Below are 14,564 nucleotides of genomic sequence, written 5' to 3'. Positions count from 1 at the left end.
AGATGTTTATAAGAGACAGGTGCGGGGTCCGCCAGGGAACCGAAGGCGATGGCCTGCGTGGGGCAGGTCTGCTGGCACGCCGTCTGGAGTTCCTTCTCCTGGATGAGGCGCTTCTCCACGCGGGCGTTGATGCGCACGCGCTCGATGCGCTGGACGCAGTACGTGCACTTCTCCATGACGCCGCGGTTGCGCACCGTGACGTCCGGGTTCATCAGCATCTTCTCGGTCGGCGTCTTGCCCTGCGTGTAGTGCAGGTAGTTGAAGCGGCGGACCTTGTAGGGGCAGTTGTTGGAGCAGTACCGCGTGCCGACGCAGCGGTTGTACACCATGTCGTTGAGGCCCTCGTCCGAGTGCACGGTGGCGTTCACCGGGCAGACGTACTCGCAGGGGGCCTTCTCGCAGTGCACGCACGCGACGGGCTGCATGACCATGGCGGGGTTGTTCTCGTCGCCCTCGAAGTAGCGGTCGATGCGCAGCCAGGCCATCTCACGGCCGCGGCTCACCTGCTCCTTGCCGACGACGGGGATGTTGTTCTCCGCCTGGCACGCCACGACGCACGCGTTGCAGCCCGTGCAGCGCGACAGGTCGATGGACATGCCCCACTTGTAGCCCTCGGCGGGCGTCTTGGCGTAGTCGAAGTCGGGCAGGTTGTTCTGCTTGCCCAGCTTGTGTTCGCCCTGAACGCGCTCCAGCACGTGCTCGGTGGCCGTCGACGGGTGCGCCAGCTCGCTGACGGACATGTCGAGCGCCAGCGGACGGCCCTCCATGCGCCAGTGGTACTGGGTGCGGGCGAAGGTGTGGCTGCCGCGGACCTTGGTGAGCTTCGCGCCGCCGTCGAACCAGGGGGCGTTCACGCTGCGCAGCAGGTTCGCGTTGAAGCCCACGTCCTTGGCCACCACCTCGTGCAGGCCGGTGCGGCCGTAGCCCAGGGCCACGGTGACGGTGTCGTCCGCGTTGCCGGGGAGGATGGTGACGGGGACCTGCAGCTTGCGGCCGCCGTACTCCAGCTCCGCCAGCTGGCCGCTCTCCAGGCCCAGCTTCTTGGCCGTGGCGGGGCTCAGGATGGCGGCGTTGTCCCAGACGATCTTCGTGATGGGGTCCGGCAGCTCCTGCAGCCACGCGTTGTTCGCGAAGCGGCCGTCGAGCAGCTTGTAGTCGGCGACGAAGTTGATCTCCAGGTCGCCGGAGGCCGGCGGCTGGTACGCGGACACCGTGGCGGCGGCGGCGCCCACGTCGGGCGAGGCCGTCACGGCGGTGGCGACGGTGCCGGGGATGACGCCTTCGGAGACCCAGGTCTCCCAGCGGGTCTCGAAGTCGGCGCGGCCGGCCTCGCCACCCTGTGCCGTCCAGTACTCACGCAGCAACTGGTAGGCGGGGCGGAAGGGCTGGTCGAGGAACAGCGCGTACAGCTCCGCTTCCGGAACGCCGTTGAAGAGCGGCTGGATGAGGGGCTGGGCGATGGACACCGTGCCGTCCACCGCGCGGCCGTCGCTCCAGGTCTCCAGCTGGTGCGCCAGGGGCACGAACCAGTCGGCGTGCTTGGAGGTCTCGTCCTCGTAGTGGCCCGCGTACAGGACCGACAGGGCCTTGCGGTTGGCGTTCTGCTTGGGGTCCAGCACCTCCGCCAGGCCCGCGTCCACCGGAAGGGCGTAGAGGGGGTTGGAGGCGGTGATGACCAGCGTGTCCACGCGGCCGGCCTTGATGTCCTCCACCAGGGCGCGGATTTCCGCGAGGCCGGAGGCCTCCGGCGCGGCGGCGGGGACGACCTTCACGGTCGCGCCCACGTTGCCGAGCGCGGCGTTGATGGCCTGGGCCAGCGCGTGCACGGCGGCGGGCTGACGCTCACCGGCGAGGACGACGCTGCGGCCGGCCTTGGACTTGAGGTCCTGGGCCACGGCCTGCACCCACGAGGCGACTTCCGGGCGCAGCGTTCCGCCCTTGGCGGAGGCGGCCAGGGAGCCAGCGGGGCCACCGACGGCCTGCGCCAGCGCGGCGGCGAGCCCGAAGATCTCCTGCGACTTCACGCGCAGGCGATGGTCGGCCATGCCGCCGGTGATCGACATGCGGTGTTCGGCCACGTAGAGGCGGTTGAGCTCGCCGTTCTTCGGGTCGCGGCGGTCGCCGAACTGGCGGGACATGCCCAGGTTCGCCGGGCGGCTCTCCAGGAAGTCCGCGTCCAGCGAGACGATGACGTCCGCGCGGGTCAGGTCGTAGACGGCCTGCACGGGCTGGCCGAACAGGGCGCGGTGCGCGGTGTCGGCGGCTTCATTGGAGATGGGCGCGAAGCTGTGGAACTTCGCGGACGGCAGCTTGCGCTGGATGCGCGCCTTCAGGTCCGCCAGCAGGGGCGAATTGAGGGGCTCCGTGAGGAAGCGCAGGCGGGCGCCACCGTCGCCGACGGCCTTGGTGCCCACGAGCGAGGAGATGTCCTCGGCGAGCACGCGCAGCGAGCGCGGGTTGTTGCCCTGGCGCAGCACGCGGGCGCGCTGCGGGTCATAGAGCGACAGCAGGAAGGCCTGCTCGAAGATGCCCGCGGCGCCCTGGTTGACGGGGTGCTGGGGGTTGCCCTCGACCTTCACGGGCCGGCCCTCGCGCGCGGTGATCAGCAGGCCGGAGGTGTGGCCGGCGAGCGTCATGCCGGAGGCGTAGTGGAGCGGGTTGCCCGGGGCGATCTCCGGCGGCGTCTTGGTGTACGGCACCATCCGCTCGTCCTGAGGGCGGGTGCTGCACGCGGTGGCGCCGGCCAGGGCGAGCGACGCGCCGAGGATCTGCATGAACTCGCGGCGGGCGAAGCCGGTGGGGGGCAGGTCCGCGCCGACGGGGAACTCCGGGCGGGTCTCCTCCAGGAACTCCGGCGTGGCGAGCTTCTCCTCCAGGCCGAGCCAGTACGTCTTGCCGTACGCTCCTTCCGCCGGGGTGGAGCGGGTGGACGCGTGCTCCAGGGCGACGGCCACGACATCGTCGTGGTCGTGCGCGTGGGGCTTGGCCTCGTTGGTCCCCGAGACGACCGGGAGCGCGAACGACGAGGGGAGGTCCTGCGCGGGCGCGCTGTCAGGCTTGGTGTTCATCGGTGGCATGTGGAGCAGCTCGTGCGCGAGTGAACGTCGTATTCTTGGTAGAGCTTGTCGGCGAGCGCCGCGGCCTCGGCCTTATCCGTCGGAGGAGCCCAGGTCATGCTGGTGATGAACTCCGCAGGGCGGAGGTTGGGCTTCGGGTCGCGGTGGCAGTCCAGGCACCAGCTCATGGTGAGCGGCGCGGCCTGCTCGATGGCGCCCATCTGATCCACGCGGCCGTGGCACGTGGCGCAGCCGACGCCCTTGCCCACGTGGATGGAGTGGTTGAAGTAGACGTAGTCCGGCAGGTTGTGGACGCGGACCCACGGGATGGGCTGGTCGGCGAAGAACGCCTTGCGGACCTCGGTGAGGTACGGGCTCTTGTTCCAGACCTGGGCGTGGCAGGACATGCACACCGTGGTGGAAGGGATGCCCGCCGAAGGAGCCTTCTCTACCGTCCAGTGACAGTAGCGACAGTCGATCTGTTCGTCGCCGGCGTGGTGCCGGTGGTCGAACTCGATGGGCTGTTCCACCGGGTGCGCCTGATTGGTGACGTGCGGCGAGCGCACATAGGCCAGCAGGCCGCCGATGGCGATGGCGGGCACGGCGAGGAGCATCGCGGCCGACAGGCGCGACACCGTATTCGTCCAGCGTGGGAAGAGAGGGCCGCTCATACCAGGACCAGGGGCAAGGGGACTGAAGGCGACATGAAAGCAGGGGTGGACGCGTCACTGCCGTCCGGCGCGGAAGTCGAGGGTGCCATCCCGGCCCCGGTGGACCGGGCGGGCGGTGGCTCCTGGCGCTCAGACGGCAAGGCAGTCACGTCCAACGAACCTCTAGGATGGTGCCGTGGGCGCGGGTCCCTCATGCATTTCCCGACCCAATGCGGCGCGGGACCATCATTCATCGACACGGCAGTGTCAACCATTCTGTGGGGAGTGGGAATACGGAGCGCATAGCACTTCCACGCGAGGTTGCGACAAGTTGCCGCGCGCGGTTGATGAATCCCGCTTCTGGCGATCGGAAGGGGCATTGCGCGTCACGCGGCCACGCCGGGGATCAATCCCTCTCAGGGTGCGCGCGATACAGGGTGCGACGGCTCACGCTCCACCGGTCGCGGGCTGAAGCGGGGCTACTCGGAGTCCGGGTCGGCGGGGGGCCGCCAGCGCTCGCGGCGTTTCTGGAGCAGCCGGTCCACCAGATCGCGGGCGCGGGCATCGCGGTGGAAGTTCGCGTCGTGGCGGCTGCCCTTGCCCTGGTTGCAGCGGGCGCAGGCCAGGGCCAGGTTCTCCAACGCGTCCGTGCCGCCCGCGGTCCGGGGGATGATGTGCTCGATGGTGGCGCGGCTGATCGGCTCGCCATCCAGGCCGACGGTGAGGTGGGCATTGCAGTGCAGGCACTTGCCCATCCAGACCTCGGCGCCCCGGTGGGGCACGCGCTCGAAGGTGGCGTCGGTGGCGATGATGCCCAGGACGCGGCGCCGCTTGGCGTGGCTCATGGCGGGACTAGACCTCCACCACGGCGGTGCCCGCGACGGCGAAGACCCGGTCGTTCCGGCCGCGCCGCACGTTGAGCCCACCCGTGAAGGCACTGAACGCGGGCAGGACGCCCACCCCGGGACGCAGGTGGAAGCAGGGCAGACGCAGCCGGTCGCCTCCTCCACCCAACCTCACCATCGGATGAAGGTGACCTGCCCACACGAAGCGCCCGTCCGCGGGTTCGGGGTGGTGGGCGAAGCGGAAGGGACCTTCGTCCAGGGCGTCCTCGCGGTCCTCCATGTGCCAGGTGGGGGGCAGGGTGCGGACGTGGCGGTCGTGATTGCCCCGGATGAGGACCACGTGCAGGTGGGGGTGGGCCTCGCGCCAGGCGGTGACGCGGCGGATGACGTCCTCCGTGAGGCCCTGGCGTGAGTGCACCAGGTCCCCGACGAGCAGCAGGCGGCGGGCCCGGGTGGTGGTGAGCGCGGAGGACAAGCGCGCGAGGTCATCGTCCAGGACGCCCAGGGGGAGGGGGATGCCGTGCTGCTGGAACGACTCCGTCTTGCCCCAGTGCAGGTCGGCCACCGCGAGCACTCCGGCGTCGGGCCAGTGCAGGGCCCGCTCCGGGAGCAGCTCCACGTCCGCGTCACCTACGCGGGTCTGGCATCGGCCTGGGACCATCGCTCCTTGAGGCGCTCCACCCGCTCCAGCAGGGTCTCATTGGACACGCTGGCGCTGATGCGCTCGATGACCAGCGGGAAGGCCAGCGGCGAGGGCCGGTGGACGGGGACGCATTCGACGGGGTGGGCTTCCAGGCGCTCCAGGGTGCGCGCGAGCCGGCCCTGTTCGAACTGCTGCTCCAGTACTTCGCGGCGCGCCTGACGCAGGAGCAGGTTGTCCGGGTCGTACTTCACGAAGACGTCATAGAGGAGCGCGGCGCTGGCCTGGACCTGTCGCGTGGACTTGCGCGCACCGGGCAGCCCCGGCATCACCAGTCCGGCCACGCGGGCGATGTCGCGGAACTGGCGCCGTGCGAGCTCGCTCAGGTTCACGCTCTCCAGGATGTCGTCCACCAGCCGCTCGCGGGTGAAGAGGGCGGGGCGCAGCGCTTCATCGAAGGGGAAGGGCGTGGGCGTGAGCAGCTCCATCCCGTAGTCGTTCACCGACAGGCTGAAGGTCGCCTTCTGGAGTCGCGTGAGCCGCAGGGCGAGCAGCGCCGCGAGGCCCTCGTGCACCAGCCGTCCCTCGAAGGGATAGAGGAACAGGTGGTAGCCGTCGCGCGTGTGGCAGGTCTCCGCCAGACAGCCTCCGTCGCCGGGGATGCGCGACAGGCGGGCCTGTGCGTCGAGGATGGGCCAGGCGGCGGCGATTTCGTCCCGCGTGACGTCGCCCTGTCGCGCGGCCTCCAGCGTGCGGCGCATCGCGGACGCGAGCGACGTGGAGAGGGGCAGGCGGCTGCCTCCCCAGCGCGGCGTCTGGGTGGCCTTGGCCTTCGCCGGCTTCACGTACGCGGTCATGTCCTTGAAGCGGCTGAACTCCAGGCGACGGCCCGCGAAGAGGAACGTGTCCCCGGGCTTCAGGCGGCTGACGTAGGACTCCTCCACCGTGCCCAGCTTGCCCCCGCTCCAGTAACGCAGTTGCACGGAGGCATCCGAGCTGATGGTGCCGATGTTGAGCCGGTGCAGCCGGGCAAGGCGCACGTCGGGGACCCGGAAGCGGCCTTCAACCTCCACCACGCGGCGGAACTCCGGGTAGGCGCGCAGGGTAGGCCCCCCCTCCCGCACCAGGGCCAGCGTCCACTCGAACTCCTCGTCGGTGAGGGACGCGTAGCTCGTGGCGGTGCGGACTTCGTCCCTCAGGGCCTCGCGGGTGAAGCCTCCTCCCAGGGCGCAGGTGACCAGGTGCTGCGCGAGCACATCCAGCGGCTTGGACAGCGGCGTGCGGGGTTCCACTTCGCGGCGCGCGATGGCGTCCCTGGCGGCGGCCATCTCCACCAGCTCCAGTGCATGTGTTGGCACGAAGAGGATGCGACAGGTGGCGCCGGGACGGTGCGCGCTGCGGCCCGCTCGCTGGAGGGTGCGGCCGATGCCCTTGGGACTTCCTATCTGGATGACCCGCTCCACCGGACCGAAGTCCACGCCCAGGTCCAGCGAGGACGTGCACACGACGAGGCGCAGGCTCCCGTCCTTGAGACCGCCTTCCACCCGCTCGCGCTCATCGCGGTCGATGGATCCGTGGTGCAGCGCGAGGAGGTGCTCCCATTCAGGGCGCAGGTAGCGCAGGCCTTCGTACCAGCGCTCCGCCTGCGAGCGCGTATTGGTGAAGAGCAGCGTGGACTGCGTGGGGTCCAACCCGTCCGCCACGCGCGGGAGCATGGTGAAGCCCAGGTGTCCCGCCCACGGGAAGGTGTCCACCTTCTCCGGCAGCAGGGTCTCCACGTCCACCGGGCGCTGGAGCTCCGCGCTCACCAGGGTGGGCTTGCGCTCCATGCCCACGACGGCGCGCGCGGCTTCGTCCAGGTTGGCGAGCGTGGCGGACAGCGCCCAGATGCGCACGCCCGGGGCGAAGTGGCGCAGGCGGGCCAGGGCCAATTCCACCTGCGTGCCCCGCTTGGAGGCGAGCAGTTCGTGCCACTCGTCCACGATGATGGCGCGCAGCGAAGCGAAGTTCTCCGCCGCCTGCTCCTGGGCGATGAGCAGCGACAGCGACTCCGGCGTGGTGATGAGCACCTGCGGCAGCCGCTCACGCTGACGCTGCTTCACGGACGAGGACGTGTCGCCCGTGCGGCTCTCCACATCCAGGTCCGCGTCCAACGCCATCAGCGGTTCGCGCAGGGCCTGCTCGATGTCGCGCGACACCGCTCGCAGCGGCGTGAGGTAGAGGATCTGCAACCCCTTCTGGTCGCGCGCCGCCACGTCCGCCAGCGGGGCCAGATAGGCCGCGTACGTCTTGCCCGCTCCGGTGGGCACGTGGATGAGGCCGCTGTCTCCTCGCGTGTACGCGGCCCAGGCTTCTTCCTGGAAGGCGTAGGGGGTCCAGCCCTTCGCCGCGAACCAGTGTCGCAGTTGTTCCATGGGCGGACCCTGGAACGGCGAGGGAGCTCGGGGCGCGGGGCGCTTCTTCGCCCGGCTCTTCGGTGGTTCGGTCTGCTTCTCCGGCGCGAGCTTGCCTCGCATGCGGTTGCGACGGGGCCTGCTAGTGGGCGGCATGGAGCAGCCCCTTCAACGCGTCGAGCGTGTCCGCGTCCCGGGCCGTCTTGTCCGCACGCCAGCGCGCGATGCGTGGAAAGCGCAGGGCGACGCCTGACTTGTGCCTGGGGGAGGGCGCGATGGCTTCGAAGTGCAGCTCGAACACCTGCTCTGGATCCACCGAGCGCACCGGGCCGAACTTCTCCCGCGTGTGGGCGCGGATCCACCGATCCAACCGGCCAATCTCCTCGTCCGTGAGCCCCGAGTACGCCTTCGTCACCGGCAGCAGGTCCTCGCCGTTCCACACCGCGAAGGTGTAGTCCGTGTACAGCGACGAGCGCCGGCCGTGCCCCGGATGCGCGTAGAGCAACACCGCGTCCACCGTGTACGGATCGATCTTCCACTTCCACCAGTCGCCGCGCTTGCGCCCCGTCTGGTACGCCGAATCAAGGCGTTTGATCATCAGCCCCTCCACGTTGCGCGAGCGGGACTCCTTGCGCAGCTCCGCCAGGGCCTCCCATGAAGGCGCCGTCACGGACGGGGAGGTGGGGAAGCGGGGATGGTTCTTGAGCAGGGCCTCCAGCCTCGCGCGGCGCTCGCGCAGGGGCAGGCCGCGCACGTCCTTCCCGTCCTGCTCCAGCAGGTCGTAGACGACGAACGCGGCGGGGGCCTCCGCCAGCACCTTGGGCGTGAGCTTCTGTCTCCCGATGCGGCGCTGGAGCCGCGCGAAGGGCAGGGGGACACCGTCCTCGTAGGCCATCACCTCGCCGTCGAGCACCGTGCCTTCGGGCAGGGCGCGGGCGGCTTCGGTGATTTCGGGGAAGCGCTCGGTGAGGAGCTCCTCGCCGCGACTCCAAAGGAACACCTCGCCCTGGCGCCGGATGAGCTGGCCCCGGATGCCGTCCCACTTCCATTCGACGAGCCAGTCACCCAATTCGCCCAGCGACTCCGCCGGCTGCTCCAGGGGCGAGGCGAGGTAGTACGGATACGGGCGCGACACGTGTCCGTCCGTGATGTCCGGGGCCACGAGCTGCGCGAAGAACTCCGGCGTGGGCTTCCATGTGCCCATCAGCCGGTGCGCCACGCTGGGCGCGGGCAGACCCGTCACCTGCGCGATGGCGCGCACCACCAGCGTGTTGGACACGCCCACGCGCAGCTCTCCGGTGAGCATCTTGTTGAGGAGGAACAGCTCGCGGCGGGGCATGGACTTCCACCACCCCACCACGCGCTCGCGCTGCTCCGGTGCCTCCAGCCCGCGCAGGGGCAACAGGCGCTCCTCCAACCACCGGGAGAGGGGAAGCTCCTCGGCGTGCTCGGGCGGAAGGTTCGCTCCGTCGAGCAGCAGCGCGATGACCTCCGCGAGGTCTCCCACCGACGCGTAGACCTCGTCGAAGAGCCAGTCGGAGATGCCGGTCAGCTCCTGCGTCCAGCCCACCAGCAGCTTCGACGTGAGCAGGCGCTTGAGCTTCTGTCCCGTGAGGAAGAACAGGCCCCAGGCCGCGTCCTCGGGCGGCGTTTCACGGAAGTAGCGCGCCATCGCGTCCACCTTGGCGTTGGTGGACGTCGTCTGGTCGAGCGTGTCGTAGAGGTCCGCCAGTCGGCGCACGCGTCAGTCCTCCGCTTCGCCCTCGAAGGGCGTGGCGAGCGGCGAGGCATCCACACCGCGCTCGCGCAGGTAGTGCGACAGGGAATCCGTCTGGCCGTGGGTGACGAGCACCTTCTCCGCCTGCGTGTCCGCCACCGTGCGCAGCAGGTCCGGCCAGTCCGCGTGATCCGACAGCACGAAGCCCCGGTCGAAGCCTCGCCGCCGCCGGTTGCCTCGCACGCGCATCCACCCGGATGCGAACGCGGTCTCTGCTTCACCGAAGCGGCGCATCCACGTGGAGCCGCCCGCGCTCGGAGGCGCCAGCACCAGTGCCCCCGCGAACGACGTGCCCTTCTCCGTCTCCGACACCAGCTGCGTGGGCAGCATCTTCACGCCCGCTTCCCGGTACGCGGTGACGAGCCCGTTGACCGCGCCGTGCACGTAGGCCGGCCGGTCGGTCAGCTTCCCCAGCTCCGCCAGCAGCCGCTGTGCCTTGCCCAGCGCGTAGCAGAAGAGCACCGCCGAACGCCCCACCTCACGGTTCGCGTCCCACCAGCGCAGGATGTCCTGGGCCACGAGGCGCGGATCATCCCAGCGGTAGATGGGCAGGCCGAACGTCGCCTCGGTGATGAACGTGTGGCAGCGCACCACCTCGAACGGCGCGCACGTCGGGTCGGGCGTGCGCTTGTAGTCGCCGGACACAACCCACACCTCGCCCTGGTGCTCGATGCGGATCTGCGCGCTGCCCAGCACGTGGCCCGCGGGATGGAAGCTCACGGTGGTGTCGCCCACGGTCAGCTTCTCGCCGTACTCCAGCGTGTCGATGACCGAGTCCGCGCCCAGCCGCCGCTGCAACAGACCCAGTCCCGCGCGTGCGCCCAGGTAACGCTGGCTGCCGCTTCGGGCGTGGTCGCCGTGCGCGTGCGTGACGAGCGCCCGTTCCACCGGACGCCAGGGGTCGATGTAGAAGTTCCCCGCCCGGCAATACAGGCCCTGGGGCGTCACGGCGACGAGCGGCGGTCGGTCCTGGAAGGAAGCGGAGCCCACGGTCCTCTAGAGGTAACGAGGCCTTGGAGCAGGGGCCACCCACGGCGGTGGTTGGATTTTCGCTCCGCTGACAAGGGGGCAGGCGTGCGACCGGGCCCCAGTTGCGGCCCAAAGGACGAAGGCAGCGACCGGAGGGCCCCTTGGATGGTGGGCGGGGACAGGGGATAAACCCAGAGCCCCTCTTCCCGACGGACCCTTCCCCGATGACGCCCGCGCTCCTGCTGTCCCTGCTCCTGGCCCAGAACGAACCGTCGCCCCTCGAGTACAGCGTGTCGAAGGAGACCGGGGCGTCGCTGGTGATGGAGGACTTCGAGTTCACCGCGTTCGAGAAGGGTCAGAACCTCTACCTGGGCGTGGACGAGGCGAACCTGCGCGCGAGCGCGGCGGCGGATGGGGCCGTGCTCCAGACCCTGATGCTGGGCACGCCCGTGCGCGTGGTGGCGGTGGGTGCGCGCGCGAAGGTCGGTGAGTACGTCAACACCTGGTACCAGGTGGCGGTGGTGGACGCGAAGGCGCCGAAGGGCGTGGCCCCTGTCACGGGCTGGGTGTTCGGCAACACGCTCACCCCGTTCCGCTTGGAGGCGGACCTGGACGGCGATGGCGAACTGGAAGTGGCCACGCTGGTGATGAGCAACGAGTTCAAGGCCCGCGTGCGCGTGCTGGAGCCGGGCGTGAAGCCGCCGCGCCGGGTGAGCAGCGTGGACGTGCCCGTGGCGTCCACCTCGTACGGCATGGGGCAGGGTGGCCCGGCGACGATGACGTTGGTTCCCGCGAAGAAGGCGGGGATGGCGCTGCTGGTGGTGGACTCCCGGCCGGAGCGCTGCGGCGACCTCGTCACCTCGTATGTGAGCTACTCGGGGGCGGACGGGAAGAAGGGCGTGCTGGGAAAGGCGAAGCTCGCGCTGGAGCTGGGCGGGCTGATGGATCCGCCGAGCGAGAGCCTCTTCAAGGTCACCTTCCAGCCGGCCGCGAAGCGCCTCCAGGTCGCTCGGACGACCGTCGAGGACGAGGATGAAGAAGGCAACCCGCGGAAGATCACGGAGCGCACGTTGTATCAGTGGCAGGACGGCATGTTCGCGGAGGTGAAGAAGCCCACCTCCACGGGGGCCGTGTCGGATGTGAAGCCGTAGGTGCAGGGCCCGGAAGGCCGGGCACCCGGGCGCCCCTCCGGGTGATGGATGAGGGGCCAGGGCAATCGACCATGGATGCGCAGGAGCGGAAGGCAGCCTACCGGCAGCGCGCGGAAGCAGGTCAGGCGGTGCCGGTGTCGGTGGAGCTGCCGGCGGATCTGGACACGCCGCTGTCGGCATACCTGAAGCTGGGCGGTGGAGGCCGCGGCTTCATCCTCGAGTCGTGCTACGGCGGCGAGCGCTTCGGGCGCTACAGCCACGTGGGCGCGAATCCGGCCGGCCGCGTGCGGCTGGATGGCGACGGGCTCACCTTGTGGCGTGGCTCGCACGAGGAGCGTCGCGAGGGCCGCCCCCTGGATGTCCTGCGCACCCTGTGGCGCGAATTGTCCGTGACCGCGCTGCCGGGCGAGGCGCCCTTCCTGGGCGGACTCGTGGGCTACCTGGGCTACAACGCCACCTCGTGGTTCGAGCCGCGCGTGCCGGACCGGCATCCGCGCGACACCGGCTTCCCGGACTCGGAATGGCTGGTGGCGGAGGACTTCGTCACCCACGACACGCGCACCCAGACGCTCAAGGCCATCGCCATCGCCCGGCCTGCGCTGCACGGCAGCGTCGCGGCGGCGCTGAAGGACGCGGAAGCGCGCGCCGAGGCCATGGCGGAGAAGCTGCGCCGTCCGCTGCCCCCGGAGGCCTACGCGGCGGCGCCCGTGCAGAAGAATGCTCCGGCCCCCGTGGCCTGCTGGGACCGCGAGGGCTACGCCGCCGCGGTGGACAAGGTGAAGGAGTACGTCCGCGCGGGTGACTGCTTCCAGGCGGTGCTCGCCCGGCGCTTCGAGGCGAAGGGCGCCATTCCCCCGCTGTCGCTCTACCGGGCGCTGCGGCGGGTGAACCCGTCGCCGTACCTGTTCATGGTGGACCTGGGCGAGGCGCGCGCGCTGGTGGGCGCTTCGCCGGAGCTGCTGGTGCAGGTGCGCGACGGCGACGTGGTGGTGCGGCCCATCGCGGGCACTCGGCGCCGGGGCGGTTCCGAGGCCGAGGACGTGGCGCTGGAGAAGGAGCTGCTCGCGGACGAGAAGGAGCGCGCCGAGCACATCATGCTGGTGGACCTGGGCCGCAACGACGTGGGCCGGGTGGCCGCTCCGGGCACCGTGCGCATCGAGGACATGATGGTCATCGAGCGCTACAGCCACGTGATGCACATCGTGTCCCAGGTGCGCGGCAAGCTGGACACCACGCGCTTCGACGCGCTGGACGCCCTGGCGAGCACCTTCCCCGCGGGCACCGTGTCGGGGGCTCCGAAGATCCGCGCCATGCAGATCATCGACGAGCTGGAGCCCATGCGGCGCGGGCCCTATGCCGGCGCGGTGGGCTACCTGTCCTTCTGCGGCACGCTGGACGTCGCCATCGCGCTGCGCACCTTCTTCGTGGATGGCGACCGCACGATGTGGACCGCCGGCGCGGGACTGGTGGCGGATTCGGATCCGATGAAGGAAGCGGATGAAACCGAAGCGAAGGCGGGCGCCATGGCCGCCGCGCTGCGCCTGGCGCGCGAAGGAGGTGGGCGATGATCCTCGTCATCGACAACTATGACTCGTTCACCTTCAACCTCGTGCAGCTGCTCTACACGCTGGGGGCGGAGGTGAAGGTCGTGCGCAACGACGCGCTGGACGCCGCGGGCGTCGCCGCTTCGGGCGCGTCCCACCTGGTGGTGTCCCCGGGACCGTGCACGCCGCACGAGGCCGGGGTGAGCGTGGCGGCCATCTCCCAGTCGCGCGTGCCGGTGCTGGGCGTGTGCCTGGGACACCAGTCCATTGGTGCCGCGTTCGGAGGCGACGTGGTGCGCGCGCCGGAGCCCGTGCACGGCAAGGCGGCGCACATCCGGCACGGCGGCACTGGCGTGTTCACCGGCTTGAGCCAGGGGTTCCAGGCGGCGCGCTACCACTCGCTGGTGGTGAAGGCGGAGTCGCTGCCCCAGGAGCTGGAGGCCACGGCGTGGAGCCAGGATGGACTGGTGATGGCGCTCCGACACCGGACGCGGCCGGTGGTGGGCTTCCAGTTCCATCCGGAGAGCGTGCTGACGCCGGAAGGCCCGGCGTTGGTGCGCAACTTCCTGGAGGGGCGGCTGTAGCGCTCAGCCCTTCAGGTGGGCGGTGTTGTTCCAGCCCGCGAGCACGGGCTGGACGCCATCCGGCTCCGAACCCAGGACGCTGATGGCCGCGGTGCCCAACTGGAACAGCCTGCCTCCTTCCGGGGGCAGGCCCAGCCAGCGCGCGGCGAGGATGCGCAGCATGTGCCCGTGGGAGAAGAGGAGCACGTCATCCTGGAGGGCGCGGGCTTCCGCGATGATGCGATCCGCGCGGGCGCCCACCTGCTCCAACGTCTCTCCCTTGGGGACGCCGTCCTGCCACAGGGTCCAGTCCGGGCGCGTGCCGCGGATGTCCGCGCCGGTGCGGCCCTCGTAGTCCCCGTAGTCGAACTCCATCAGGTCGTCGCGCTTCTTCGCCGCGTCGCCGTAGCCGGCGATCACGCAGGTCTCCAGCGCGCGCGTCAGGGGGCTGGTCCACACGGCGGCGAAGCTCCAGGCGCTCAGCGGGGCGCGGAGCTTCTCCGCCATGGCCCGGCCCTCTTCGAGGAGCGGCAGGTCGGTGCGGCCGGTGTGCTGGCTGGTGCGGCTCCACTCCGTCTCACCGTGACGGACGAGGACCACCTGGGGCGCGCGAGTCTTCATGGCGCAAATCTGTGTCAGCCGGAGGCCGGATGGGTGGGAAAAAGGCCGGGGCTACTTCTTCCGTGTCCGCCACTCCTCACGGCTCTGGCCCCAGATCTCCGAGGGGTCCTTCTCATAGGGGGGAGGCAGGTGGTCCATGCGCAGGAAGCGGGAGCCCAGGCGCTGGGCGACCTGCTTCGACGGCGTGTTCTCCGGGGCGATGGAGTGGATGACCTCCGTCCAGCCCAGGTTCTCGAAGGCCCAGTCGATGGTGGCGGCGGAGCTCTCCGAGGCGTAGCCCTTGCCCCAGTGTTCGCGCAGCAGGCCCCAGCCGACCTCGGTGCCCGGCCAGCCGTCCGGCATCCAGGGCCCGACC

At 70.3% G+C, this 14,564-nt stretch carries 12 protein-coding genes; 3 read left to right on the top strand and 9 right to left on the bottom strand.

Annotated elements, in window-relative coordinates:
- From D7X74_RS30540 to D7X74_RS30510, 7 genes are all read right to left on the bottom strand, one after another.
- The coding region (locus D7X74_RS30540; RefSeq protein WP_120536540.1) for a TAT-variant-translocated molybdopterin oxidoreductase at positions 1-3,068 on the bottom strand (3,068 nt) is incomplete at its 3' end.
- Complete coding sequence (locus tag D7X74_RS30535) at positions 3,065-3,727, bottom strand: cytochrome c3 family protein (protein WP_120536539.1); 663 nt, start codon at positions 3,725-3,727, stop codon at positions 3,065-3,067. The genes D7X74_RS30540 and D7X74_RS30535, both read right to left, overlap by 4 nt.
- 458 nt (positions 3,728-4,185) lie before the next feature.
- On the bottom strand, positions 4,186-4,551 hold the full coding sequence (locus D7X74_RS30530; RefSeq protein WP_120536538.1) for an HNH endonuclease: 366 nt from the start codon (positions 4,549-4,551) through the stop codon (positions 4,186-4,188).
- A gap of 7 nt (positions 4,552-4,558) precedes the next feature.
- Positions 4,559-5,212 (bottom strand): ligase-associated DNA damage response endonuclease PdeM, encoded by a 654-nt coding sequence (pdeM, locus tag D7X74_RS30525; protein ID WP_120536537.1) that lies wholly within the window; start codon positions 5,210-5,212, stop codon positions 4,559-4,561.
- Entirely contained in the window at positions 5,182-7,740 is a 2,559-nt protein-coding gene (locus D7X74_RS30520; RefSeq protein WP_199741926.1) for a ligase-associated DNA damage response DEXH box helicase, read from the bottom strand. Before D7X74_RS30520 ends, pdeM begins: the two co-directional genes overlap by 31 nt.
- The gene (locus D7X74_RS30515; RefSeq protein WP_120536535.1) at positions 7,727-9,325 is read right to left on the bottom strand and encodes an ATP-dependent DNA ligase; all 1,599 of its coding nucleotides are present in this window, start codon (positions 9,323-9,325) and stop codon (positions 7,727-7,729) included. The genes D7X74_RS30520 and D7X74_RS30515 overlap by 14 nt, the downstream gene beginning before the upstream one ends.
- 3 nt (positions 9,326-9,328) lie before the next feature.
- The gene (locus D7X74_RS30510; protein ID WP_120536534.1) at positions 9,329-10,351 is read right to left on the bottom strand and encodes a ligase-associated DNA damage response exonuclease; all 1,023 of its coding nucleotides are present in this window, start codon (positions 10,349-10,351) and stop codon (positions 9,329-9,331) included.
- Between the two features lie 203 nt (positions 10,352-10,554).
- Between D7X74_RS30510 and D7X74_RS30505 the strand changes: the two genes are divergently transcribed.
- From D7X74_RS30505 to D7X74_RS30495, 3 genes are all read left to right on the top strand, one after another.
- On the top strand, positions 10,555-11,481 hold the full coding sequence (locus D7X74_RS30505; RefSeq protein WP_120536533.1) for an SH3 domain-containing protein: 927 nt from the start codon (positions 10,555-10,557) through the stop codon (positions 11,479-11,481).
- A gap of 71 nt (positions 11,482-11,552) precedes the next feature.
- Positions 11,553-13,049, top strand: a complete 1,497-nt coding sequence (locus D7X74_RS30500) for an anthranilate synthase component I family protein (RefSeq protein ID WP_120536532.1) — start codon at positions 11,553-11,555, stop codon at positions 13,047-13,049.
- Positions 13,046-13,609, top strand: coding sequence for an aminodeoxychorismate/anthranilate synthase component II (locus tag D7X74_RS30495; protein WP_120536531.1), 564 nt, complete (start codon positions 13,046-13,048; stop codon positions 13,607-13,609). The genes D7X74_RS30500 and D7X74_RS30495 overlap by 4 nt, the downstream gene beginning before the upstream one ends.
- A 3-nt stretch (positions 13,610-13,612) precedes the next feature.
- Here the strand turns inward: D7X74_RS30495 and D7X74_RS30490 are convergent, their stop codons facing one another.
- Complete coding sequence (locus D7X74_RS30490; RefSeq protein ID WP_120536530.1) at positions 13,613-14,209, bottom strand: histidine phosphatase family protein; 597 nt, start codon at positions 14,207-14,209, stop codon at positions 13,613-13,615.
- Between the two features lie 51 nt (positions 14,210-14,260).
- The coding region (locus D7X74_RS30485) for a GNAT family N-acetyltransferase (protein ID WP_147446736.1) at positions 14,261-14,564 on the bottom strand (304 nt) is incomplete at its 5' end.

The sequence above is a fragment of the Corallococcus sp. CA047B genome (assembly GCF_003612065.1).
In the GTDB taxonomy this organism is placed as follows: domain Bacteria; phylum Myxococcota; class Myxococcia; order Myxococcales; family Myxococcaceae; genus Corallococcus; species Corallococcus praedator.
Note: the sequence above shows the minus strand (reverse complement) of the source record. Positions and strands in the feature narration are given on the sequence as shown.